Origin of the sequence: Flavobacterium sp. N1736 (assembly GCF_025947065.1) — a bacterium.
Lineage (GTDB): Bacteria > Bacteroidota > Bacteroidia > Flavobacteriales > Flavobacteriaceae > Flavobacterium.
In genome coordinates, this window is the sequence record NZ_CP109994.1 from 201909 (window position 1) to 227681 (window position 25773).

Below are 25773 nucleotides of genomic sequence, written 5' to 3' on the forward strand. Positions count from 1 at the left end.
TTTACACGAAGTTACAAAACAATAAATTAAAAAGTTATTAACGAATCTTAAATCTTCCATGCCTTTTGCTGTGCTTCACTCAAAAAGGTCCAGGCTACAATTCGGCTTGTTTTTTGGCCTTGAGCCATATCAATTGTTTTTATAGAAGCTGCATTTACTTTGTTTAATGTTTTATAAATGCTGGAAAGATTATCTCTTTTTGAAACCAAAGTCGTGAACCACAAACATTGCATTGGATATTTGGCACTTTCATAAATCATTTGTGTTATAAAACCAATTTCGCCGCCGTTGCACCATAATTCAGCGTTATGACCTCCAAAGTTTAGAACGGGATTTGTATTTTTCTTTTCCTTCGGATTTAAATTCGAGACTTTTCTAACAGTACTTTGATTGGCATCTTCGGCAGAAGAATGAAAAGGCGGATTGCAAATCGTAAATGTAAAACGATCTTCGGGCGTAATAATATTTTTGAAAATAAATCGCGACTCGGTTTGTTGCTGTAAACTGATTGCGTCAATTAATTTTGGATTTGCTTCGATAATTTTACTGCAATTTTCAATCGCTTTTTCATCGATGTCAGTGCCAACAAAGCTCCAGTCGTAAATAGCATTTCCTAAAATAGGATAAATGCAATTGGCGCCTGTTCCTATATCCAGACCTAAAACTGATGAACCTTCAGGAATATTTCCGTTGTTGGTTTCAGCCAATAAATCAGCCAGATAATGAATATAATCAGCTCTTCCCGGAATTGGCGGGCAAAGATAATTTTTAGGAATATCCCAGTTTTGAATGTCGTAGTAAGTTTGTAATAACGCTTTGTTAAGTGTTTTTACCGAAACAGGATCGCTGAAATCTATAGTTTCAATTCCGTGGATGTTTTTTGCAACGTGCTTTTTCAGTTCCGGGCAATTTGAAATAAGAAGTTCAAAATCATATCTGGAACGATGAAGATTTCGAGGATGTAAACTGCTTTTTTCGGAATTGTCTGTTGCTCTCATTTTTGTGAATTTGGGTGCAAAGATAGTCATTCCTTTTGGAGGAAATGGTTTAATCAACACATTCCATCAATAACAAGTCTCCGTTATTGTGAGTAATTGTCACAAGTCCGTCCTGAGCAACTGCATTGCTGCTGCCGGTTCTGTAACCCATTGTAAGCGTGTCGTTTTGCAACGGATATTGTAAATTAGTTGAATAAATACCATTTACAACGCCAATTGGGATTAAAGAAATGGGCGTTTTTGCCGTATACCATTTCTCGAATTTATTGGGTAATAAAAATATTTTAGAGTGATCGTCGAGGATTACAATTTTAAGTAAATTGCGATAACGTACAATATTGGTAAGATTTGTAATCGTGTGATCGGCACGTTTTCCGGTTGCCCAAACTACGTTTACAGCAGGAATTTTTCTTTCAATCAAATAATCAAAAGCTTTCTCTAAGTCGGTTTTGTTTTGATCCGGTGCGTATACGATTTCGATTGGATATTGCGAGGTTTTATAAATTTCGGGATCAAAACCACGATCGAAATCTCCTAAAAGTACATCGACTTTTATGTCTAATTCAATCACTCTTTCGATAGCAGAATCGAGTACAATAACAAGTGGCGACCATTCTAATAATTGTCCTAATAATTCAGGATTACAAGCTGCTCCGTTAGCAATGATTAAAGCGGGTTCCTGATCGTCGCGAACTATATGGTGTGATGACATGTGATTTTTTTTGAATGTGTTGCAAAGGTACAGTACAATTTTAGATTTCAGATTGTTGATTGTTGATTTTAGATTTTTTGCCACAGATTTTATAGATTAGCACAGATTAATCTTTTAATCTGTGGCAAATATTTTTTGAATGCGTGATTCTTCAATCTAAAATCTGAACTCTAAAATCTAAAATTATATCAGTCTTCTGTGGTAATTAATCTGTCCTAAATGATACGCTAAATGTGTTGAGAGATGTACGAGGAAAAATCCTGTTGTCATTTCTTTTTCGAAAACAATTTGTGGATAAATAGCTTCTAAATCAGCTTCGGTTAAAGAATCTAAAGTATTGTTTACCACTAAAATGGTTTGATCAATTTTGCTTATTAATTCTGATTTTGGAGTATTTTTTAATGAAAATTCCAAAGGTCTGTCACGAATGTAACCTGTTTTTCCAAGTTCTGCACCAATATAAGTATTGATGTTTCCCAATAAATGCAAACAAAGATTTCCTGCCGGATTGGAGATGTTTTTATCGATTTCCCAAATCTGACTTTCGTTTTTGTATGACTCAATTTCTATTTTTAGTTTGTTGAGATCTCTGTTAAATAGTGATTTTATTGTTTCGATTAGCATGATGTTCTAGATTTTATTTTTTATCGGAATCCAAATTTCTTCTTCAGAATCAGGATCGTCTTTTTTATATTTTTCAGACATTACGGCAAAATGCGGTCTTTCGTCAACAGTATATTCAGAATTTGGCAGCCATTCTACAAAAATGGAATGATAGGTTTTGTGTGCTTCAGTTGCGGGACCTTTATGTATAAAAATAGCATATAAGCCAGTTGGAATAATTAAAGTTTTCATTTGTGAAGGAACTTCGTTAAAATCTAAAACTTCAACGGCTGCCCATTTTTGAAAAGAATTTCCGGGATCAAAATTATCAAAATGACCAACAGGAAATACTTCCAGCGAATATAAATCAGTATTAATTGGGTTTTTGATTTCTTTTCGTCTGGGCATAAAAGCGCTCCACAATTCAAATGTTTTGTTTTCGATAAAATTCATCGAAATGTATTGTCCAATTAATTTTTTCTCGATTAAAGTTTCAATCCTGTCTACCATTTTTACTGAATTATTGAATTGTATATTTTTTTGTTTCAATTTCGCTTAAAGCAAAATAACCTAAAGGATAATTATTTTTATCGGTTGTATTAATAATATTGCCTTTTACGGTTGCAGGCGGCGATTGAAACGGGCCGCCAACATTGCTTCCGGCTATACTTACTAAAATACTCATATAATTGAAATATTCTTTTGAGATTCCGTAATGCGTTAATTCGATCACGTCTCCGATTTTTAAATCTTCATCATCTGAATCACTAAAGAATTCATTGCCATTATAAAATTTATCTTCGCTAACATAATAACTTGATGTTACTTTATTTGAGTAGACATATTTAAATAAATAAAAATTGTCGACATCTGCAGGATCATTATAATAAGCCCTAATTTCGACTTCGTCACCTGCAATTCCACCTTCGTTATTTTGTTCTATTCTAGTTATCGGAGCAACTGATTTCATTGTTTCGGTGGCTGTGTATGTATTACCGTTGCTAATTACGGTTAATGTGTATTGCTCGTCAATTACAGGTTTGAAATTATTGCAGATATATTGTCCGCTTTTTGGGACTTCGACAAAATTAAATTGTTGGTTTTTGCTGTTTTTTACGTAAACAACCGCTCCGGAAACTTTTGGAATTACATTTTCAAAATATCCTGTTGTTGTACTAAGTTTTATAATTTGTTTTGCACCTGGTGTTCCTTTTTCCCAATTCATAGAAGCTTCTATAACTAATTTGGGTGGAGCTGTATCTAAATCAACATCAACAACTTCTTCGCAGCTCGTGAAGAAAATAGAGATAAAAAACACGATTAATAAGGTTACTTTTTTCATGATCTGTATTTTAATTTCTTTTGACAGAAAGTGATTTTAAAATTTAAAATTATAACTAACAGCAGGCACAATTCCAAAAATAGATGTTTTTACGGCTTCATTATAGCCTGTATCCACATTTTGACGGAAGTTTATCGATGCTGCATTTTGTCGGTTGTATAAGTTGTAAATACTAAAAACCCATTCGCCTTTCCAGTTTCTGTCTTTGTTGCTTCTGGGTGTTAATGTCGCCGAAACGTCTAAATGGTGATAAGCAGGCAAGCGGTTTTCGTTTCTTAATCCATAACTTGGTACTGTAATGCCTAAATATTCATATTGCCCGTTTGGATAAGTAACCGGCTGTCCTGATTGTAACGCGAAATTAGCTCCAAATGACCATTTTTCGTTTAAATTATATGCTGATGTAATGGCTAAATTGTGTGTTTTATCATAGGCAGAACTATACCATTGTCCGTTGTTAATACCAATTTCTTCGGGTGTTCTTCCGGGTGTTTGCTGTTCAGATTTTGATAATGTATAAGATATCCAGCCGTTAAATTTGCCTTCGTTCTTTTTAAACAAAATCTCTAACCCATAAGATCTCATTCGTCCATTTAAAATTACCTGTTCAATGGCGTCATTGGCAATTAAATCGGCGCCATCAATATAATCCAGACGGTTTTGAATTTTTTTATAATAGCTTTCTACTTCTATGGAGTAAGCGCCATTATTGATATTTCTGAAATAACCTAAAGCAACCTGATCTGCAATTTGTGGTTTTATGTACGTGTCACTTGGCATCCAGACATCCAGCGGAGTAGGAGACGAGGTATTCGAAATCAGTTGAAGATATTGTGCCATTCTGTTGTAACTCGCTTTTATGGCCTGATCATCATTTAACTGGTATGAAATTGAAAATCTCGGTTCAAGATTATTGTAGTTTTTTATGGATTTGTTTTTGCCGTAATATTCTGTACCAATTGGAGTTGCCTTTTCGTAAATCTGCAAATCAGAATTGAAAATAACCGGATTATTATTTTCATATAAATTGATCGTCGAAGTTCCTAAACGGTAAAATAAACTATAGCGTAATCCGTAAGCTACCGTGATTTTTTTCGAAAGCTGATTTTCGGCATCAATATAAATTGCCGGTTCAAAGGCGTATTTTTTATCTAATTGATCAGGATTTATACCGGATTTATCATTAGTTGGTTTAATAGTTCCGGGATTAAATTCATAATAGATTCCGTTTAAACCATAATTCAATTTAAATTTATCCGAAATATAGTTTTTGAAATCGTATTTGATATTATAGTTTTTAATTCCTGAATCCCATTTGAAACCTACGAAATCCAAATCAAGTCCGTAATAATAATCACTGTAAATCAATGATAAATTAGAAAATAATTTATCGCTGAATAAATGATTCCAACGCAAATTTAAAGTTGAATTTCCGTATGTATTGGAGAAATTTTTATTGAGACTAAAAACATCACGACCAAAATAACAGGATAAATATAAACTGTTGTTGTCGTTTAACTTATAACTTAATTTTGTGTTTAAATCATAAAAATAAGCGGTATTATCTTTTTGATCTTTAGATAATTTTAGAAATAAATGTGCGTAAGATGCTCTTCCGCCAATTAAAAATGAACCTCTGTCTTTTACCAACGGACCTTCGGCAAGAATACGGCTCGAAATTAATCCGATTCCTCCATTTACATGAAAGTCTTTGCTGTTTCCATCTTTTTGATAAATGTCTAATACAGAAGAAGCTCTTCCGCCATAACGTGCCGGAATTCCTCCTTTATATAATTTTAAATCTTTGATGGCATCCGGATTAAATACAGAAAAGAAACCAAATACGTGGGATGAATTAAAGATTGTGGCTTCGTCCAATAAAATTAAGTTTTGATCTGCACCGCCACCGCGAACATTAAATCCAGATGCGCCTTCTCCGGCATTTGTAACTCCGGGAAGTAATAATATCGATTTTAAAACATCGACTTCGCCTAAAACTACAGGCATTTTTTTTATGGTTGCAATAGAAAGTTTGTTGGCGCTCATTTCTGGCGATTTGATGTTGACTTTACCTTTATTATCAGTAATTACAACTTCCTGCAGTTCTTCGCCGCTTTCGTTAATTGCAAAATTATTTTTGGTATTTTGATTTAAAATGATCGTTTTTTGAATAGTCTGAAAACCGACATAACTAATTTCTATTTCATGCTCGCCTTTTGGAATTGTGAGGGAGTAAAAACCATATTCGTTTGTTGTAGTTCCAATTTTTAGGGCAGGAATATAAACATTGACGCCAATTAAAGTTTCGTTGCTTTTAAAATCTGTAACAGTACCGCTTAAAGTAAATTTTTCTTGAGAAAAGGATGTTAAGGAAGATAGAATGATAAGAAGAAATATAATATTTTTTTTTGTAATCATTGTCTCGGTTTTGATTTACATAGTTAGCAAAACTTACTAAATATTATCACAGAACTATTGTTAAACATTAGTTAAGAAAAAAAGACAACCTTTTCGGGTTGTCTTTTTAATAGTGTATAAAACAATTGTTTATATTATTTAATTTCGGCAAGAATAGCGTTGAATGTCGCGCTAGGACGCATTGCTTTACTCATTAACTCTGGAGTTGGCTGGTAATAACCACCAAGAGTTTGAGGTTTTCCTTGTGCACCAATTAATTCAGCATCGATTTTAGCTTCATTTGCAGCAAATTCAGCAGCAATTGGAGTAAAGATAGCTTTCAATTCAGCATCTTTATTTTGCGCTGCTAATGCTTGTGCCCAATAAAAAGCAAGGTAAAAGTGAGAACCACGGTTATCAATCTGACCTACTTTACGAGCCGGAGATTTATCGTTTGCCAGGAATTTATCGTTTGCTTCGTCAAGAGTTTCAGATAAAACAATTGCTTTAGAGTTGTCTAAACTTTGTCCTAAATGCTCTAATGATGCACCAAGAGCTAAAAATTCTCCTAATGAATCCCAACGTAAATATCCTTCTTCTGTAAATTGCTCAACGTGTTTTGGAGCAGATCCTCCGGCACCAGTTTCAAACAATCCGCCACCATTCATTAACGGAACGATAGATAACATTTTAGCCGAAGTTCCTAATTCTAAAATAGGGAATAAGTCAGTCAAATAATCACGTAAAACGTTTCCTGTTACAGAGATTGTATCTAAACCTTTGATGATTCTGTCTAAAGTAAATTCAGTAGCAGCAACAGGGTTTAAGATGCGGATATCGAGGTTTGTTGTATTGTAATCTTTTAGATATTTTTGAACTTTTGCAATCAATTCTCTGTCATGCGCTCTGTTTTCGTCTAACCAGAAAACAGCAGGAGTATCAGATAAACGAGCTCTGTTTACAGCAAGTTTAACCCAATCCTGAATTGGAGCGTCTTTTGCCTGACACATTCTGAAAATGTCATTAGCTTCAACGTCTTGCTCCATTAAAACTGTTCCTTTATTGTCTACAACACGCACAACTCCGTCAGCTTTCAATTGGAAAGTTTTGTCATGAGATCCGTATTCTTCTGCTTTTTGAGCCATTAAACCTACGTTAGGAACACTTCCCATTGTTTTAGGATCAAAAGCACCGTGTTTTTTACAGAAATCGATTGTTGCAGTATAAATTCCAGAATAAGCGCGATCCGGAATAACAGCGATTGTATCTTGTTGTTTTCCATCTTTATTGTACATCTGTCCAGAAGTACGAATCATTGCCGGCATAGAAGCATCAACAATAACATCAGACGGAACATGTAAGTTTGTAATTCCTTTATCAGAATTTACCATTGCAAGAGCCGGTCCGTTTTCGATAGCTTTCGTAATATCAGCTTCAACTTCGGCTTGTTCAGGTCTTCCTGCAATTTTTGCATAGATATCACCTAAACCGTTTCTTGTATCAATGTTTAATTCAGCAAATAAAGTTTCATATTTTTTAAAAAGATCAGCAAAGTATACTTCAACAATAGCGCCAAAGATAATTGGATCTGAAACTTTCATCATTGTAGCTTTCAAATGCACAGAAAGTAAAACGCCTTCTTTTTTTGCTTCAGCAATAGCTTCAGCAGCAAAAGTTTTTAATTTTTTTACACTTAAAACTGAGCTGTCAATTATTTCACCTGCTTTAAGCGGAGTACTTGCTTTAAGAACAGTAGTTGTACCGTCTTTTGCTGTAAATTCAATTTTTACATCATTAGCATCTGCAACAGTAAGTGATTTTTCACTTCCGTAGAAATCACCGTTTGACATTGAAGCAACTTTTGTTTTTGAGTCCGCAGACCATGCACCCATTGAGTGTGGATTTGCTTTTGCAAAGTTCTTAACCGCTCTTGGCGCTCTACGATCAGAGTTTCCTTCACGTAAAACCGGATTTACAGCAGAACCTAAAACTTTAGCATATTTTGCTTTAGCATCTTTTTCTGCATCATTTTGAGGGTCTTCCGGATAATTAGGAATTTTGTACCCGTGAGATTGTAATTCAGCAATTGCTGCTTTTAATTGTGGTACAGATGCTGAAATGTTTGGTAATTTGATGATATTAGCTTCAGGTTGTGTAGCTAATTGACCTAATTCTGCCAAAGCATCTCCGGTTTTTTGAGCATCAGTTAAAAACTCAGGAAAATTCGATAAAATTCTACCTGCTAAAGAGATGTCTCTGGTTTCAATAGCAATACCAGCCGTAGCAGTAAATGCTTGAACAATAGGTAAAAAAGAATAAGTCGCTAACAATGGCGCCTCATCAGTTAAGGTGTAATAGATTTTTGAATTCTGTGTCATTTTTTTTTTTTTATAATCGTATCGCCAAGAGTGAGCGATGTAAAAGGTATAGTTGGCTCGAAATGAGCGGAGCAAATATAATAAAAACAGTCCGAAAACGGTTTAGTTTTCCGGATAATTACCGAAATTATCAGATTGTTATTTCGAGGTCGTTAAATTGCTAAATCGGTGATTTTGATATTAAAAAATTACAGTTTTGATATTTTAAAAATTTAGGCATAAAAAAAACTCGTTTCAAATAAATGAAACGAGTTTTTTTATAACAAATAGATAAATGATTATCTTCTTTTATCTCTAATCTTAGCTTTTTTACCAGTAAGTTCTCTGAAGTAGAAAATTCTAGCTCTACGTACAGCTCCTTTTTTGTTGATTTCAATTTTCTGTAAAGCTGGTAAGTTTACTGGGAAGATACGCTCAACTCCAATAGCTCCAGACATTTTACGGATAGTAAAAGTTTCTGTGTTACCAGAACCTCTTCTTTGAATAACAACTCCTTTAAAAAACTGAGTTCTTGTTTTTTCACCCTCTTTAATTTCGTAGAAAACTGTGATAGTATCTCCAGCTCCAAAAACAGGGAAATCTTTTTTAGCAACTAATTCGGTTTGAACGAATTTCATTAAATCTGCCATGATATCTTGTAATTATGGTTTTTTTATATAGAGCAACATTCACGGATCTCGCCAGAGGTTAGTCTAATTCGGGTGCAAATGTAAAAAATAATTATGAATTATGAATTGTTAATTGTAAATTATTTTAAGTGGTTGATAAAAAGTTGTTTAGAGTGTTTTTTTGTTTCAGGTTTTAAGTTTCAGGTTTCAGGTTTCAGGTTGGATTGCGCAAAGTTGGAACTTGAAACAAAAGAAACTTGAAACAAAAGAAACCTGAAACAAATAAAACTTGAAACAAATAAAACCTGAAACAAATTTAATGTCCTTCAAGTAAATCCGGACGTCTGTTTTTAGTATGCTCGTATGCCATATCTTCGCGCCATTTGTCGATTTTAGCAAAATGACCGCTGGTTAAAACCTCCGGAACTTTCCATCCTTTATAATCTGCAGGTCTTGTATATATAGGTCCTGAAAGTAAATTATCCTGAAAACTATCTGTTAATGCCGAAGTTTCATCGCTTAAAACACCAGGAATTAATCTAATTAAAGCATCAGACAACACTAAAGCTCCTAATTCTCCACCAGATAAAACATAATCGCCAATGGAAATTTCTTTGGTAATAAAATGATCGCGAACACGCTGATCTACACCTTTATAATGTCCGCACAAAATGATGATATTCTCATACATCGACATTGTGTTAGCCATTTTTTGATTTAATGTTTCACCGTCCGGCGACATATAAATGATTTCGTCATATTCACGCTCGCTTTTCAAATGTGTAATACAAGCATCAATTGGCTGAACTGTCATTACCATTCCGGCGCCTCCGCCAAACGGATAATCGTCGACGCTTTTTTGTTTGTTGGTGGTATAATCACGTAAATTATGAAAATGAACTTCAACCAAACCTTTGTCGATGGCACGTTTCATAATCGAAGCCTCAAACGGGCTTTTTAATAATTCCGGCAAAATCGTTATAATATCAATTCGCATCTTTTTCTTCCATATTTCTAAGCGGCAAAGATACAAAGTAAATATTTGTGAATTTTTAAAAATAAAAACAGAACGATTGAGTGATTTTTCGTATATTTTTTTTAATTTTAAAATTCATAATTATTTGTAATTTAACGGAATAGGTAATAATTATATAATATTAAAACGTTTAGATGTAAAAATTTAATGGTTAATTTTAAATAATCTTTGCTATTGTGTTACACCATCAACAACCAAAAACATTTAATCTTATGAAAAGAATTATTCCAGTACTTACAATTATGCTTTTATATGCATGCTCAAGTACTAAAAATACAGCAGAAAACTGGATAGGAAAATCTAAAAACAGCCTTATTAACAGTTGGGGACCTCCGGTTCGTGTAATTCAAGATACCGAAAACGGTAATGAAATACTTATATATGCAGATCAGGTATATATAGATCAAAGTGGTGCAAACACTAAAATGGCTGGTCGTGCTTACTGGGATTATGTGTATGTTTATACAAATAAAGATGGTAAAATCTATTCATCGAAAAGTGAAAAACAACAATTGCGACCTCAGGAAATTGCGGTTAAATAAGTATTCGTTTTTAGCATGTTATTGTAAAAAAATATGAAAATTTTTGATAGTTTTTATTATATTTAAATTATTTTATGAATTGATTTATAGTAATTTAAACCCAAAACCTATGAAAAAATTAATTGCATTAACAGTTATATTATTTTCGATTATTTCCTGTAACAATCAAAACCAACCCAAAACGATTGATACAACAAAAAATGAAAAGCTAGTAGAACAATATTTCGAATATTTTAATAACCATGATTGGAAAAAAATGAGCGAAATGTATACGGAAACAGCTGATTTTAAAGATCCGTCTTTAGGGAAAGGAATTATAAAACAAACCCGCAAACAAACCGAAGAGAAATATACGGAGCTAAATAAAGTTTTCCCGGATGTACACGACAAGGTTATTCAGGTTTATCCATCGGGTGAAAATCATATTATTGTGGAGTTTGTTTCAACGGGGACTGCGCCTGACAATTCAAAATTTGAGTTGCCAATTTGTACTGTTTTCACAATTGAAAATGGTTTGATTACTAAAGATTTTACTTATTTCGATAACTTTGATGAAAAGGAATAATGAATTAACTGTAGTCCCTACGGGACAATATGTGGTCGTGATATTTTTTTTCTACCAACATTTTGTTCCTACCGTAACATTTAATTTCGATGTTTATTATGGTTTTAGATATCGTTTCTTCTAACAAAATATTTATATAGATTTAAATTATTCCGCTAGGAATTGCATATTGGTAGAAAAAAAACAATCACAAATTAAAATTGTCCCGTAGGGACTACATATTATGGCAAATACATACACTCAAATACATATTCATTTTGTTTTTGCAGTAAAATTTAGGCAAGCTATAATAAGTAATGATTGGAAAGAAGAACTATATAAATATATAGCCGGAATTATCAAAAACAACAATCATAAACTCTTAGCGATTAATGGTGTTTCAGATCATGTTCATATTTTAATTGGAATAAGACCAGCACAATCAATTTCTGATTTGATGAAAAACATCAAACAAGATTCCTCAAAGTGGATTAATAATAGTAAGTTTTCAAAAATTCATTTTGAGTGGCAAGAAGGATATGGGGCATTTTCATACAGTAAATCACAATTAAATGCAGTAGTTAATTATATTCAAAACCAGGAATTGCATCACAAAAAGAGAACTTTTAAAGAAGAATATATTGATTTTCTTGTAAAATTTGAAATAGATTATGATGAAAAGTTTATTTTTAAGGAATTAATTTAAAAGATTAGTTTTACTTCATAACTTTTGAACGTATAGAAATGGTTTCCAGACGAACATTTATTATTAATTCAGGTTTAGCTACTGCGGCAGTTTTAGCGATGCCTTCTTTAGCCTTTGCCATGAATAAAAAACAAATAGGTTTACAGTTATATACATTGCGGGATGAAATTTCAAAAGATGTAAAATCGACTTTACAAAAAGTAGCTGCTGCGGGTTATACGAACGTTGAAACGTATGGGTTTTCTATAAAAGATCAGTTTTGGGGAATTTCTCCAACTGAGCTAAAAAGAATTTTAGATCAAAACCAGCTTAAAGCAGTTAGCGGACATTATAATTTAGGAAGTTTTCTATATGATGGAAATCAGTCAGAACTTATCGCTGCAATCGAAACTGCCAAAGTTTTAAAAAGCGAGTATTTAACAATTCCCTGGGTTGATGAACCATTTAGAAAAAACATTGAAAATTATAAAATTATTGCTTCGCGATTGAATGAAGCTGCTAAAATGTGTCAGAAAGCGGGTTTAAAATTAGCGTATCACAATCACGATTTTGAATTTCAAAAACATGATGGAATTACCGGTTATGAAATCCTGTTAAAAGAAACAGATAAAGAATTGGTTAACTTTGAATTAGATTTATATTGGGTTGTTCGTTCCGGAAATGATCCATTGCAATTATTTAAGGAAAACCCCGGACGTTTTAAAATGTGGCATGTTAAAGACATGGATAAAATAAATCCAGCTTTAAATACCGAAGTTGGTTCAGGTTCAATTGATTTTAAAAAGATTTTTAAACAAGCAGAAAAATCCGGAATGAAATACTTTTTTGTAGAACAGGAAAATAATTATGTAAATAACTCTTTTGAAGCGATTAAAAAAAGCTGTGATTTTATTTCAAAAGAACTGATTTAAAAATGAATCGTGTAAAAGTCTTATTTTTGTCAAAAATTAAAAAATATGCAAAGTTTCGGAACAAGCAAAGAATTTATAAAAGGAGATGATTTACAGTGGGAAGTGGTTGGAGAAGGAATCAAACGCAAAATCATGGCTTATGATGACAAAATCATGCTGGTAAATGTTCATTTTGAAAAAGGTGGAATAGGCGTTTTACACGAACATTATCATTCGCAGGTTACCTATGTTTCAAGTGGTAAATTTGATGTAACTATTTCTGGCGTTACCCAAACATTAAAAGAAGGAGATAGTTTTTATATTCCGCCACACGCAATTCACGGCGTTGTTTGTTTAGAAAGCGGACTTTTGACAGATGTTTTTAGTCCTGCAAGAGAAGATTTTTTAAAATAGTATTAAATAAAGAATCAGTAAGTATCCGTGTTTTCGCGATAGCAAATCCGTTTAGTCAGCCTTAATCTTTAGAATACAGATGGATCAGATTAGCTATCGCGAAGACGCAAATTTAGACAGATTTTATAAAAAAAGACTTTAATTATAAGTTTAGATTAAATATTGATGGTATTTTTGCAACATGAATTTATCCAAAACGAATGTCTTATTTATGGCAGCTTGCACTGGACTTATAGTTGCAAACCTTTATTACTGCCAGCCTTTAATTGTTTTAATTGCCAACGAATTTAAAATTCCGGAAGCCAATGCAGGAACCATAACGTATTTAACACAAGCCGGTTATGCTATTGGTTTGTTTTTCATGGTTCCGTTAGGCGACAAAATCGAGAGAAAAAAACAAATTTTAATGACCACTTTTGCTTCGGTAATTGCTTTAATTCTGGCAGCTACGGCAAAAAGTTTTTTTCTTTTACAAATTGCTTCTTTGCTTATCGGTATCACTTCAATAGTGCCACAGCTTATTTTGCCTTTGGCAGCTTCGTTAAGTGCTCCTGAACAACGAGGAAAAGTAGTTGGAACAATCATGAGTGGTTTATTGGTCGGAATTTTGCTTTCCAGAACTTTAAGCGGATTTATTGGCCAGGTTTTAGGCTGGAGATCGATGTTTTATATCGCAGCAGGAATTTGTCTTTTAATCTTTTTTGTAATTCAGAATAAATTTCCCATAAATAAACCTCAGTTTCAGGGAACGTATGGTCAATTAATTCAGTCACTTTTTACACTTATAAAAACACAACCCGTTTTACGTGAGGCAACCATAATTAATGTATTCAGTTTCGCACAGTTTGGCGCTTTCTGGGTTACTATGGTTTTATTGCTTTCAGGAGAACCTTTTCATTATAGTAGTGCTACAATTGGATTATTTGGAATTGTAGGTGCTTCCGGAGCTTTAGCAGCGCCACTGGTTGGAAAAATGGGAGACAAAGGCGGTTCAAGAGTAGCGGTTGGTTATGGCTGTTTATTAATATTAATTAGCTTTTTAATTTTTTACTTTTCAATAGAAAGTGTAATCGGTATTGCGATTGGAATCGTATTTATTGATATAGGAATTCAGGGTGTTCATATTTCAAACCAAACCCGCGTTTATTCCTTACTTCCTGAAGCCAGAAACAGATTAAATACCGTATTTATGTCGTTTAGCTTTTTAGGAACAGCAGCCGGATCTGCATACGGATTATTATTATGGAAACTAGGCGGATGGCACGCTGTAGCAATTGGCTGTGTAGGCTTATCAGTATTGTCATTAACAGTTTACGGACTTACTTATAAATCAAAATCTAAAAAATAGAAAGCACAAATTGATACAGAATTAATTTGTAAATTTGCAATCAAAATTAAAAATTACAACAATGGAAAACGGAATATACGCTAAATTCAACACAAGCAAAGGTTCGATTTTAGTAAAACTAACACACGACTTAACACCAGGAACCGTAGGGAATTTTGTAGCTCTTGCAGAAGGAAATATGGAAAATAAAGTAAAACCTCAAGGACAAAAATTCTATGACGGATTAACATTTCACAGAGTAATTCCTGATTTTATGATTCAGGGTGGATGTCCAAAAGGAACAGGAACTGGTGATCCCGGTTATAAATTTGATGATGAATTTCACCCAAGTTTAAAACATGATCGTCCGGGAGTTTTAGCAATGGCAAATTCAGGTCCTGCAAGTAACGGTTCTCAATTTTATATCACTCACGTTCCAACTTCTTGGTTAGATGGAAAACATACTGTTTTTGGTCACGTTATCGAAGGTCAGGATGTGGTTGATGCTGTTGCTCAGGGAGATAATCTTGACGCTGTAGAAATTATCAGAGTTGGTGAAGAGGCTGAAAAATTCAATGCTATTGAAGCTTTTATTGGTTTAAAAGGTGCTCGTCTAAAAAGAGATGCAGCTTTAAAAGCAGAATCTGAAGCAAAAATGGAGCAATTAGCTGCAGGTTTTGACAGAACAGAAAGTGGTTTACGTTATAAAATGATCAATAAAGGAGATGGTAAAAAGGCAGAAGCAGGTAAAACAGTTGCTGTACATTACGAAGGTTCTCTTGAAAACGGAAAAGTTTTTGATTCATCTTATCCACGTAAAAAACCAATCGAATTTAGATTAGGTCAAGGTCAGGTTATTGAAGGATGGGACGAAGGTATCGCTTTATTACAAGTAGGAGATAAAGCTCGTTTTGTAATTCCATCTGATTTAGCATATGGAGCTTCAGGAGCTGGAGGAGTTATTCCACCAAACGCTACTTTGATTTTCGACGTTGAATTAATGGACGTTAAATAAGATTTAAAGACAATTTAGTTTTGTTTTAAATAATAATCCCATTCGCTTGCCGAATGGGATTTTTTTATATTTACTTAAAAATTAAAACAAAATAATGAAAGCAAAAATTCTAACCCTGACCGCTGTAACTTTACTTTTAATTTCATGCGGAACTAAAAAATCAACCCTGTCTGCTCCGGCAACGCCAGCAGTTATAGAAACCGTTAAAGCTACAGAATTAACACCAGAATTGGCAGAAGGTAAAAACTTATATGAAAATAGCTGTGTAAAATGCCACAAACTATACGAGCCAAAGAAATTTAGTCAGGAAGAGTGGAAACCAATTTTAACAAGGATGCAGAAGAAAGCACATTTAGACGATACTCAAATGGCTTCGATATCAAATTATATTACTTCGCAATTATAAGAAATTGATATTGTAGATTTTAAATAAACTATTCAGTAAGATTTTATTGGATAGTTTTTTTTTTGAAATAGACATAAAAAAAACACCTTCACAAGTGAGGTGTTTAAGAATATTATAGATGGGTAACAGCAGTGTTATCTACAGCAATTATTTTTAAAGTTTTTATTCCCGCAGGTAATTCCCAATCAACTTCATCATTTTGTTTAAAGCCAATAATTGCAACGCTCAAAGGTGCCAAAATTGAAATTTTACCCAATTTTACATCTGATGCCGAAGGTAAAACAATTTGAATTTTCATTTGTTTTTTAACCTTTACATCTTCAATCGTAACATACGAATTGATTCGGATAATCGAATGGTCTAATTCGCTTTCTTTACTTATAATGGCGCGATCTAATTCTTGCGAAAGCTGATTGGCTTCTTTAGTATTTGTAGAATTTTTGCTTTTTAATATCAATTCTCTTAAAAAATGATAATCTGTTTTGCAGAATGTTGGTGTTGGTTTCATAACGATATGTATTATTATTAATGTTTTTATGTACTGTTTTTTCCAGGCTGATGAATGCTAAAATGATTTTCGAATTGCATATTCACAATCGAAATTTGAGAATAATGTATGCTTGAAAAGTTTTAATTAAAAGAACCAAAAAATTATTTGAGAGAGAATTTACTCTTTCAAATAAAATAAATGATTCGTTTTGATAATAATCCTCCGCCGAAAGAAGAAATTGAAATTGACGGAGGCCTAATTAATAAAGGCCTTACTATGTGAAATAAATGCAGCAGTAAGCGGTTTTCTTTTTAAAGAAAACAACAACAAAAAAGCTGTAGATATATTTATAGTGCTCACAATGAGAATTGTTTAATGAGCTGCAAATATAAGAAAATTATGCTAAAAAACTAATATTTATTTCCATTTAATGCCGCAGCCTATACTTGGTTTTTGAATTTCATTCAAACTTCTGTTATAAATAAGGGCATCAATAGCGCTTCGCAAATCACTTCCGCTTAACGGAATTCCATTATTTGGTCTCGAATCGTCGAGCTGTCCGTGATAAAATAGTTTATCCTGATTGTCAAACAAATAGAAATCTGGCGTGCATGCGGCATTATATGCTTTTGCTGTTTCCTGATTTTCATCAAATAAATAAGGGAAATCTATTTTGTTTTGAAAAGCAAATTCAGTCATCATTTCAGGAGAATCCTGCGGATATTTGAGAACATCGTTGCTTGAAATTGCAATAACTCCAATTCCTTGTACACGATAATCATTTGCAATCATAATAATTTCTGTTAATGCATGATGCACAAACGGACAATGATTGCATATAAAAATGACAAGAGTTCCTTTGGATCCTTTCAAATCATCAAACGAGTAAATATTATTAGAATTCGTATCTTTTAATTTGAAGGCTGGAGCAAGTGTTCCAAGCGGAATTATATTTGAAGAAGTTTGTGCCATTTTGTGAAATATCTTTATTCAAATTTAGATTTAATTCTGAATAAAAGACAGCACTTGCAATAAAAAAATCCAAAGAGACATATTATTAAAATAGTCCCTTTGGATAAAGTATTTAGGAAATTATATATATAGAAGATTTAAGAATTTAAGAAATTCAATAAATCTGAATTTAATTTGTCTTTGTGCGTATAGAACAATCCGTGTGGCGCACCTTCATAAACGATATAAGTATTGTCACGAATGGCTGCTGCTGTTTTTTTCGAAGTCAGATCAATTGGAACAATTTTATCATCATCACCATGAATAATTAATGTTGGAACCTTCATAAAGTCCAATTCATCTCTAAAATCAGTATATGAAAAAGACTCAGCACATTTTAAAGTCGCTCTTGGCGAAGCAAAAGAACACAGCATTCTGTAGTATTCCATTAATGGAGTGCTTAACGGTTTATTGATAATATTGATTCCAAAAAAAGTTTTTCCAAAATTATCTACAAAACCTATTCTGTCTTCTTTAATCGCATTTGCGGTATTATCGCTTTTTTCTTTTGGATGTCCGTCAGGATTATCATTTGTTTTTAATAAAAAAGGAACAACAGAAGAAATTAACGCTGCCTTGGTAACGCCTTTCCCTCCATATTTGCTAAAATAACGTACTACTTCGCCACCGCCCATAGAAAAACCAACAAGAGTTGCATCTTCTAAATTTAACTGCTCAATGATCTCTTTTAAGTCATCTGTCAAAGTATCATAATCATAACCTTCCCACGGTTGAGAAGATTTACCAAATCCGCGGCGATCATATGCAATAACTCTATATCCATTTTCTACTAGAAAGTCAATTTGATATTCCCACATTTCGTTAGAAAGAGGCCAGCCATGAATTAAAATTACAGGTTTTCCCTTGCCATAATCTCTTACATATAATTTTACATTTGGATCTGTTTCTATATATTTATCAGTACACTGAACTGAGATGTCACAATTTAATTCTCTAAGAGATGGGCTGTTATTGGTTAAAACATTTTCCATTTTATAATTTTTTAATTGTTAGCTTATTCATTTACATTTGTAAAATTAGAAGCTGAAACCTCAAAAAAAGTTATAGAATTAATTGTAATACTTACAATATTAATAGATTATAAAAAATATGGATTTAACCTGGAATGAATTTGAAAGAACAGATATGCGAGTGGGAACGATTATAGAAGTAAATGATTTTCCCGAAGCAAGAAAACCAGCTTATCAGCTTACAATCGATTTTGGTGCCGAAATTGGAATTAGAAAATCATCGGCACAAATTACAAAACGTTACCAAAAAGAAGTTTTAATAAACAGACAAATTGTAGCGGTTGTTAATTTTCCAGAAAGCAAATAGGAAAATTCATGAGTGAATGTCTCGTTCTTGGCGCAATAGGCGAGGAGGGAGACGTCATTTTATTATCTCCCGATTTTAAAATAGAAAATGGTCTTCGTATTGGGTAGTATTCAGTATACAGTCTCAGTTTTCAGTTTACGGTTTACAGTATTCAGTTGCATTGTACTGTGACTGCGACTGAAATCTGCTACTGTGACTGAGACTAAAAACTGCGACTGAGACTGAAAACTGAAAACTGAAAACCGCGACTAAAAACTAAGAAACTTTCTCAATTAACTTCTGTAGAATCAATTGTCCTTCTTCCCAATATTGTAAATCAGAGTCTGAATTGATGTGACCTTTTTGTCCTACATTTACAAAATCGCTTCCCCATTTTTCTGCAAAATATTGTTTTCTTTCGAAAGAAGCATAAGGATCGTTTTCGCTTGCCACCAGAATGGATGGAAATGGTAGTTTTGAAATTGGCATTGGCGAAAAATTCCTGACAGATTCCGGCGTATGTTGAGGTGAATCTACATCGGCTGGAGCTACCAGTAATGCGCCAACAATATTTTTGTTACTGTTTGATGCCGCCCAATGCTGCACCAAAGAAACTGCCAGACTATGCGCTACTAAAATTGTAGGTTTATCCAGTTTTTCAATTTCTTCATTTAATCGTTCAAGCCATTCTTCGCGAACAGGTTCGTCCCAATTGTCCTGAACGAGACGAATTGAATTTTCAAATTTTTTATGCCAAAAGGTTTGCCAGTGTTTATCGCCTGAATTTCCCAATCCGGGTAATATTAATAAGTTTGTTTCCATTGCCGTGGATTTATTTAAATTATTATTTTTTAGTTTGTTTCTCCTTTACAATTCGATTTACTTCGTTTACAAGCAACGGAAAGCCCGGTTCTGTCATTCCGTGACCATATCCGCCTAATTCGAAAAGTTTAGTTTCTTTATGTCCTACTAATTTCATCATGCGTGCCATGTATGCGTTTTCTTCATATCGTCCTAACATTTCCAATTCACGATCTCCTGTAATCAATAAAAGTGGCGGAGCATCGGCACGAACATAAAAAAGCGGTGCAAAAGCATCAATTGTAGGTTGTTTGTCCGGAATTCCCTTTTCTCGTCTAATTTCAAAATGAGTAATACACTGACCGCTAAACGGAATAAGTCCGGCAATTTTATTGGCATCGATTCCTTCTTTTTGAAGCCATTTTTTGTCTAAGCCAATCATTAGAGACAGATATCCGCCGGCAGAATGTCCTGAAACAAAAATTTGTGAAGTATCGCCGCCGTAATTACCAATATTATTAAAAGCCCAAGCAACTGCTGCAGCCGCATCTTCGATAGCTTTTTCGGCTTTTGCTTTTGGAGATAATCTGTAATTAACGCCAATAATAGCAAATCCTTTGTTTTTTAAAGCTTCGGGAATTTCTTTGCTTCCGCCGGTTAATCCGCCGCCATGAAACCAAATTATTGTTGCAAAACCTTTTGAGTTTTTTGGATAATAAATATCAAGAACACATCTTTCGTTTATATAACTGTCAGATTTATTGGTTGCTGCATTATAATATTGAATATTGGTTTTAGTTTCATATTCTGTTTTTTGGGCAAAAGATGAAATTCCAATAAAGAATAAAATAAGTAAGAGAATTATTTTTTTCATTTTTTTGGAAGTTATAGGTTATAAAGGAAAATATTTAGAGTTAATTAAGTTTTAAGATATTAGATATTTCGCATTTAACGCCTAACTCATAACTTCTAACACTTAACTAAATATATAAAAAAAGTCCAAAATGCTGGACATATTGGACTCGTACTTTTTAAAAAGTTATATTGGACTAAATATCGTCAAAATCGATATCTGTAAAGCTAGATCTTTGACCTTCGGGTTTATCAGAACCATATTCTTTTTTAAAATCTTTTTGATGTCTTTCAGAGATTACTTCTTCGCCTTTGTGGTTCAAGACATATGAAGTCATTTCTTCAAGTATTTCGGCAAAAGCACCAAAATCTTCCTTGTACAAGTAAATTTTGTGTTTTTTAAAATGAAAAGAACCGTCTTCTTCGGTAAATTTTTTACTTTCTGTAATAGTGATATAATAATCGTCTGCTTTAGTAGCTCTCACATCAAAGAAATAAGTTCTTCTTCCTGCTCGTAATACTTTAGAAAAAATCTCTTCTTTTTCTAACATGTCATTTTCTCTCATAATACGTTCTATCATTTTTGGAATTAATAGTAATCAAAAATCATAAAAAATTATCGATTACACAACAATTAAAGTAATTCTTTTTCTGAAAGTTGTTTTAAATATAACGATGAATAGTAGCCATCCTGATTTATTAATTGATTATGAGAGCCTTGTTGTATTATTTTACCATCTTCCAGAATGATTATTTTGTCGGCATTCTTAGCCGAAGAAACCCGATGACTGACAATTATTGTAGTTTTATCTTTACAAATTTCGAATAAATTATTCAATATCGTTTCCTCAGTTTCAGTGTCAACGGCAGACAAACAATCGTCAAAAAGTAAAATAGCAGGGTTTTTAATAATCGCCCTCGCAATAGATACACGCTGCTTTTGTCCGCCCGAAAGTGTGATGCCTCTTTCTCCTAAAATAGTATCGTATTGTTTGTTAAAAGCAATGATATTATCATGAACCACAGCACTTTTGGCAGCTTCAATTACTTCTTCATCGCTGGCATTCTGATTTCCGAATTTTATATTATTTTTAATTGTATCCGAAAATAAGAAAGCATCCTGAGGCACAATTCCAATATTATTACGCAAATCATTTAAGTTTAAAGTGCTTATTTCTTCCTCGTCAATTGTAATTTTTCCTTCCGATACATCGTACAAGCGAGAAATCAATGATAATATGGTAGATTTTCCGGAACCCGTTTTTCCTAAAATGGCAAGAGTTTCTCCTTTTTTTACCGTAAAAGTTACATTTTTTAAGGCTTTAATATTTGTATCTTCATAGGTATAACTCACATTTTCGAAGGCAATTGAACCTTGAATATCGGATGGATTTTCGTTTTTGTTTTTAATTTCCGGTTCAATTTTCAAAAATTCATTTAAACGTTTTTGAGATGCTTCTGCTTCCTGAACCATTGATGAAACCCAACCTAAAGAAGCAACCGGCCACGTAAGCATGTTTACATATAAAATAAACTCTGCAATAGTACCAATATTCGAAATTGTTCCGTTGATGTACATTACACCTCCAAAATATATTACAACCAAATTACTGATTCCGATAAGAGCAATCATCAAAGGGCCAAAGAGGGACTGAACTTTGGCTAAATCCAAGCTTTTCTTTTTGCTTTCATCGGCAAGAGCCACCATATTATTTTGATGCTGATTTTCTAGTGAATATGCTTTTATAACCCGAATTCCGGAAAATATTTCCTGCGAAAAACTCGAAACTTTAGATAAATATTGTTGGAAAGTGGTACTTCGTTTATTGATTTCAGAACTCAGTTTAAAAATACAATAAGACAAAATTGGTAACGGCAAAATAGTGTATAAAGTCAATAAAGGTGATACATTATACATATATATAATAACGATTGCAAAACGTATAAAAGTGTTAATAGTGTACATTACCGCCGGACCAACATACATTCGCACTTTAGAAACGTCTTCACTAATACGGTTCATCAAATCGCCCGTACGGTTTTGTTTGTAGAAATTTTGCGAAAGATTTTCATATTGTTTGAAAACCTCGTTTTTTAAATCAAATTCAATATGACGCGACATTACAATTAAAGTCTGACGCATTAAAAAAGTTAGAAAACCCGCAACAATCGCACTACCAATGATTAACAGTACATTATGAATTAAATCCTGCTTGTAATAGTTAATAATAATAGCAGATTTTTGGTCGGCATCAGATAATTTTAAGAACCGCTCGATAACGTTAAAAGAGTGACTTACGAGTTTTGGAGTGAATAAGAAAAATATTTGTGCGATTATAGTTGTTAAAATTCCAAAGGAAAAACTGTATTTATATTTAATAAAATATTTATTTAAATAGCTTAATTCTTTCATTTTTTTAAGAGATTCAATATAGTATTGTTTTGATTTTGTGAATTATTCTTAATTAAAAGTATAATAATATGCAATTAAATCAAAATAAATTTATTGTATAATTGTTATTTTAAAGATAAAAAATTAGCACAAGTGTATTTTTTCATTAAGTTTGAGAAGTCTTTTTGACAAATTCATAATTTATAACTAATAAATACTAGCGCTATGGATGCAACTTTCGCAACTGGAAAAGAACTTCAAAAAATGGATCCTGTTTTTGGTCAATTATCTTTTGACGATCACGAACAAATTGTTTTTTGCAATGACAAAGATACAGGTTTAAAAGCAATTATTGGTATTCATAATTCAGTTATGGGACCAGCTTTAGGAGGAACCAGAATGTGGAATTATAATACGGAATGGGAAGCTTTAAACGACGTTTTGCGTCTTTCCAGAGGTATGACTTATAAATCGGCTATTACGGGACTTAATATTGGTGGTGGTAAAGCGGTAATTATTGGTGATGCTAAAACGCAGAAAACACCTGAATTGATGCGTAAGTTTGGTGAATTTGTTCACTCTTTAAGCGGAAGATATATTACTGCAGAAGATGTTGGAATGGAAACTAAAGACATGGATACTGTAAGAGATGTAACGCCTTATGTTACAGGAATTTCTGAAGAAAGAGGCGGATCTGGAAATCCTTCTCCGATAACAGCTTACGGTGTTTATTTAGGAATGAAAGCGGCTGCAAAAAGTCAGTTTGGTTCTGATGTTTTAGACGGTAAAAAAGTTTTGGTTCAGGGAATTGGTCACGTTGGTGAAGCTTTAGTAGAATATTTGACTAAAGAAGGAGCGATCGTTACAATTGCCGATATCAACGAAGAAAAATTATACGAAGTTGCCCAAAAGTATAATGCAACAATTTATACGGGTGAAGATTTATACAGTGCAAATGTTGATATTTATGCGCCATGTGCAATGGGAGCAACAATTAATGACAATACAGTAAACAAAATTAAAGCTAAAGTAATTGCTGGTGCTGCCAACAACCAATTAGCTGATGAAAATGTTCACGGAGCTAGATTACAGGAAAGAGGTATTTTATATGCTCCGGATTTCTTGATCAATGCTGGTGGAATTATCAATGTTTATGCTGAATTAGAGCATTATGGTAAAGCTGAAATCATGAGCAAAACCGAAAATATCTACAACACAACTTTAGAAATTATCGATTACGCCGTGAAAAACGGAATGACAACACACAAAGCTGCTCTTACAATTGCTCAAAATCGTATCGATTTGAGAAAAATTGAAAATGCGGCTAAGAAATAGTTATTAGTTTACTACAATAGTTTACAGTCTCAGTATTCAGTCTCAGTCTCAGTTTTCAGTTTTGAAAATGAAGACTGAGACTTTTTTTATTTGCTTAGACTGAATATTGAGACTGAAAACTGCGACTTTTTAATTGGTTTCGACATCACTGAATACTGCGACTGAGAACTGTGACTAAAAACAACAGCTTTTTTACGAATAAATTTTAATATAAGGATTGAAATCCTTAATTTTGCAGACTAATTTTTAAATGTTCTTACAAGGTGGTAAATAGAAGACACATACGCGTTAAAGTAATGCAATCCATTTATGCAATGCATCAAAGCGGTTCTGACAATATGGAAAAAGAAGAGAAGTTTCTTTTTTACAGCATTGACAATATTCAGGATTTATATCTTATAATGCTTTCTTCATTGATTGAAATTTGCAAAAAAGAATCTGTTTTTTTACATCTTTCAAGCAAAAAACATCTTGCAACTGCTGCAGAACGTAATCCGAATGAAAAATTTATCAAAAACAAAATTTTTCAACTTCTTGCCGAAAGTAATTCACTTAGTATTGCTTTAGAAAATCGTAAAATCAACAATTGGTCATTAAATGATGATTATATCATTTTACTTTTAAATGATATTAAAGCGAGCGATTTGTATGTAAAATACATGAGCACAACAAAAAATACTTTTGAAGAAGACAGACAATTTATAATCGATTTGTTTGCAGAAGTTATTGTTCCGAATGAAAAATTATATGAGTATTTAGAAGATGATAAATTAACCTGGGTTGATGATATTCCGGTTGTAAATACACATATTGTTAAACAATTAAAAGCAATTAAAACGGAAGATCCGGACGATTTTAGAGTGCCAAAATTGTATAAAGATGTTGAAGATAAAGATTTTGCAAAAGATTTGTTCAGAAGAACAGTTTTAAACGAATCGATTTTGGCAAAAGAATACGATGATAAAACACCAAACTGGGACAGTGAAAGAATTGCCGAAATTGATACGATTATTTTGAAAATGGCAATTTGCGAATTTTTAAAATTCCCATCAATTCCAGTAAAAGTAACTCTTAACGAATATTTAGAAATTGCAAAAGAGTATTCTACACCAAAAAGTAGTATTTTTATCAACGGAATTTTAGATAACCTTGTAAAAGAACTTGAAGCCAACAAAAAGATGGTGAAAGTAGGAAGAGGTTTGATGTAAGAACAAAATATTAATAATAAATCAAATCAAAAACAGAATTTAAATTATGGGACAATTAACGCAATTTGCGCCATTTCTATTAATGTTTGTAGTGATCTATTTCTTTATGATCAGACCACAACAAAAAAGAGCAAAAAACGAAAAAGAATTTGAAAGCACCCTAAAAATAGGTGACAAAATAATTACTAAAAGTGGTTTTCACGGTAAAGTGGTTGAGCTTGCAGAAACAAGTGCAGTTATCGAAACAATGTCTGGAAAATTAAAAATTGAACGTTCAGCTATTTCTATGGAAATGAGCGCTGCTTTGAATAAAAAAGCTTAATTTTTTTAGAAATTATAATAAAAATATAATCCCAAATTCTAATAAATGGAATTTGGGATTTTTTTTGGTTTAAAGTATACGATTTTGTCATTTCGACGAAAGGAGAAATCACACGAGAAACTCCATA

27 protein-coding genes and 1 pseudogene are annotated in these 25773 nt (G+C 32.8%); 12 read left to right on the top strand and 16 right to left on the bottom strand.

What is annotated here, in order from left to right; translation table 11 throughout:
• Positions 1-47: 47 nt before the first annotated feature.
• The 9 genes from rlmF to trmD form a co-directional block, all read right to left on the bottom strand.
• The gene (gene rlmF, locus OLM54_RS00795; protein ID WP_264536722.1) at positions 48-998 is read right to left on the bottom strand and encodes a 23S rRNA (adenine(1618)-N(6))-methyltransferase RlmF; all 951 of its coding nucleotides are present in this window, start codon (positions 996-998) and stop codon (positions 48-50) included.
• Between the two features lie 49 nt (positions 999-1047).
• The gene (locus OLM54_RS00800) at positions 1048-1710 is read right to left on the bottom strand and encodes a thiamine diphosphokinase (RefSeq protein ID WP_264536723.1); all 663 of its coding nucleotides are present in this window, start codon (positions 1708-1710) and stop codon (positions 1048-1050) included.
• Between the two features lie 183 nt (positions 1711-1893).
• Entirely contained in the window at positions 1894-2334 is a 441-nt protein-coding gene (locus OLM54_RS00805; protein WP_264536724.1) for a DinB family protein, read from the bottom strand.
• A 6-nt stretch (positions 2335-2340) separates the two neighbouring features.
• Positions 2341-2823, bottom strand: a complete 483-nt coding sequence (locus tag OLM54_RS00810; RefSeq protein ID WP_264536725.1) for a GyrI-like domain-containing protein — start codon at positions 2821-2823, stop codon at positions 2341-2343.
• A 10-nt stretch (positions 2824-2833) separates the two neighbouring features.
• Complete coding sequence (locus OLM54_RS00815) at positions 2834-3655, bottom strand: DUF4249 domain-containing protein (protein ID WP_264536726.1); 822 nt, start codon at positions 3653-3655, stop codon at positions 2834-2836.
• Positions 3656-3691: 36 nt separating this feature from the next.
• Positions 3692-6073: a TonB-dependent receptor gene (locus OLM54_RS00820; protein ID WP_264536727.1), complete on the bottom strand. Its 2382-nt coding sequence runs from the start codon at positions 6071-6073 to the stop codon at positions 3692-3694.
• A 134-nt stretch (positions 6074-6207) separates the two neighbouring features.
• Positions 6208-8430: an NADP-dependent isocitrate dehydrogenase gene (locus tag OLM54_RS00825; protein ID WP_264536728.1), complete on the bottom strand. Its 2223-nt coding sequence runs from the start codon at positions 8428-8430 to the stop codon at positions 6208-6210.
• 278 nt (positions 8431-8708) lie between these two features.
• Complete coding sequence (gene rplS / locus OLM54_RS00830; RefSeq protein ID WP_042566433.1) at positions 8709-9059, bottom strand: 50S ribosomal protein L19; 351 nt, start codon at positions 9057-9059, stop codon at positions 8709-8711.
• A 295-nt stretch (positions 9060-9354) separates the two neighbouring features.
• Positions 9355-10035, bottom strand: a complete 681-nt coding sequence (gene trmD / locus OLM54_RS00835; protein WP_264536729.1) for a tRNA (guanosine(37)-N1)-methyltransferase TrmD — start codon at positions 10033-10035, stop codon at positions 9355-9357.
• Between the two features lie 251 nt (positions 10036-10286).
• On the opposite strand from trmD, the gene OLM54_RS00840 reads away from it, so the two are divergent.
• The 8 genes from OLM54_RS00840 (at position 10287) to OLM54_RS00875 (ending at position 15918) form a co-directional block, all read left to right on the top strand.
• Positions 10287-10616, top strand: a complete 330-nt coding sequence (locus tag OLM54_RS00840; protein WP_264536730.1) for a hypothetical protein — start codon at positions 10287-10289, stop codon at positions 10614-10616.
• 109 nt (positions 10617-10725) lie between these two features.
• Positions 10726-11181, top strand: coding sequence for a nuclear transport factor 2 family protein (locus tag OLM54_RS00845; protein ID WP_264536731.1), 456 nt, complete (start codon positions 10726-10728; stop codon positions 11179-11181).
• 223 nt (positions 11182-11404) lie between these two features.
• Positions 11405-11866: an IS200/IS605 family transposase gene (tnpA, locus tag OLM54_RS00850; RefSeq protein WP_264536732.1), complete on the top strand. Its 462-nt coding sequence runs from the start codon at positions 11405-11407 to the stop codon at positions 11864-11866.
• A gap of 38 nt (positions 11867-11904) precedes the next feature.
• Entirely contained in the window at positions 11905-12777 is an 873-nt protein-coding gene (locus OLM54_RS00855; RefSeq protein WP_264536733.1) for a sugar phosphate isomerase/epimerase family protein, read from the top strand.
• A 45-nt stretch (positions 12778-12822) separates the two neighbouring features.
• Positions 12823-13170 (top strand): cupin domain-containing protein, encoded by a 348-nt coding sequence (locus OLM54_RS00860; protein WP_264536734.1) that lies wholly within the window; start codon positions 12823-12825, stop codon positions 13168-13170.
• Positions 13171-13381: 211 nt separating this feature from the next.
• Positions 13382-14518: an MFS transporter gene (locus OLM54_RS00865; protein WP_264536735.1), complete on the top strand. Its 1137-nt coding sequence runs from the start codon at positions 13382-13384 to the stop codon at positions 14516-14518.
• 61 nt (positions 14519-14579) lie between these two features.
• Positions 14580-15512 (top strand): peptidylprolyl isomerase, encoded by a 933-nt coding sequence (locus OLM54_RS00870; protein ID WP_264536736.1) that lies wholly within the window; start codon positions 14580-14582, stop codon positions 15510-15512.
• 94 nt (positions 15513-15606) lie between these two features.
• Entirely contained in the window at positions 15607-15918 is a 312-nt protein-coding gene (locus OLM54_RS00875; protein ID WP_264536737.1) for a c-type cytochrome, read from the top strand.
• Positions 15919-16030: 112 nt separating this feature from the next.
• On the opposite strand, the gene OLM54_RS00880 is transcribed toward OLM54_RS00875, so the two are convergent.
• From OLM54_RS00880 to OLM54_RS00890, 3 genes are all read right to left on the bottom strand, one after another.
• On the bottom strand, positions 16031-16426 hold the full coding sequence (locus tag OLM54_RS00880) for a GreA/GreB family elongation factor (RefSeq protein WP_264536738.1): 396 nt from the start codon (positions 16424-16426) through the stop codon (positions 16031-16033).
• 399 nt (positions 16427-16825) lie between these two features.
• The gene (locus OLM54_RS00885; RefSeq protein WP_264536739.1) at positions 16826-17380 is read right to left on the bottom strand and encodes a thioredoxin family protein; all 555 of its coding nucleotides are present in this window, start codon (positions 17378-17380) and stop codon (positions 16826-16828) included.
• 137 nt (positions 17381-17517) lie between these two features.
• Positions 17518-18411 (bottom strand): alpha/beta fold hydrolase, encoded by an 894-nt coding sequence (locus OLM54_RS00890; protein ID WP_264536740.1) that lies wholly within the window; start codon positions 18409-18411, stop codon positions 17518-17520.
• Between the two features lie 118 nt (positions 18412-18529).
• Here OLM54_RS00890 and OLM54_RS00895 point away from each other — a divergent pair.
• A pseudogene (locus OLM54_RS00895) lies at positions 18530-18864 on the top strand (tRNA-binding protein).
• A 148-nt stretch (positions 18865-19012) separates the two neighbouring features.
• Here the strand turns inward: OLM54_RS00895 and OLM54_RS00900 are convergent.
• From OLM54_RS00900 to OLM54_RS00915, 4 genes are all read right to left on the bottom strand, one after another.
• On the bottom strand, positions 19013-19558 hold the full coding sequence (locus OLM54_RS00900; protein ID WP_264536741.1) for an RBBP9/YdeN family alpha/beta hydrolase: 546 nt from the start codon (positions 19556-19558) through the stop codon (positions 19013-19015).
• A gap of 22 nt (positions 19559-19580) precedes the next feature.
• Entirely contained in the window at positions 19581-20411 is an 831-nt protein-coding gene (locus tag OLM54_RS00905; RefSeq protein WP_264536742.1) for an alpha/beta hydrolase, read from the bottom strand.
• Between the two features lie 175 nt (positions 20412-20586).
• On the bottom strand, positions 20587-20955 hold the full coding sequence (locus OLM54_RS00910; RefSeq protein WP_026981839.1) for a PUR family DNA/RNA-binding protein: 369 nt from the start codon (positions 20953-20955) through the stop codon (positions 20587-20589).
• Between the two features lie 68 nt (positions 20956-21023).
• Complete coding sequence (locus tag OLM54_RS00915; protein ID WP_264536743.1) at positions 21024-22802, bottom strand: ABC transporter ATP-binding protein; 1779 nt, start codon at positions 22800-22802, stop codon at positions 21024-21026.
• 204 nt (positions 22803-23006) lie between these two features.
• Between OLM54_RS00915 and OLM54_RS00920 the strand changes: the two genes are divergently transcribed.
• The 3 genes from OLM54_RS00920 to yajC all read left to right on the top strand — a co-directional run bounded on the left by OLM54_RS00920 (position 23007) and on the right by yajC (position 25646).
• Positions 23007-24116 (top strand): amino acid dehydrogenase, encoded by a 1110-nt coding sequence (locus OLM54_RS00920; protein ID WP_319802302.1) that lies wholly within the window; start codon positions 23007-23009, stop codon positions 24114-24116.
• A 296-nt stretch (positions 24117-24412) separates the two neighbouring features.
• On the top strand, positions 24413-25324 hold the full coding sequence (gene nusB / locus OLM54_RS00925) for a transcription antitermination factor NusB (RefSeq protein WP_264538597.1): 912 nt from the start codon (positions 24413-24415) through the stop codon (positions 25322-25324).
• Positions 25325-25370: 46 nt separating this feature from the next.
• A complete protein-coding gene (gene yajC, locus OLM54_RS00930) occupies positions 25371-25646 on the top strand; it encodes a preprotein translocase subunit YajC (RefSeq protein ID WP_264536744.1) in 276 nt (91 codons plus the stop codon).
• The last annotated feature ends 127 nt before the right edge of the window (positions 25647-25773 follow it).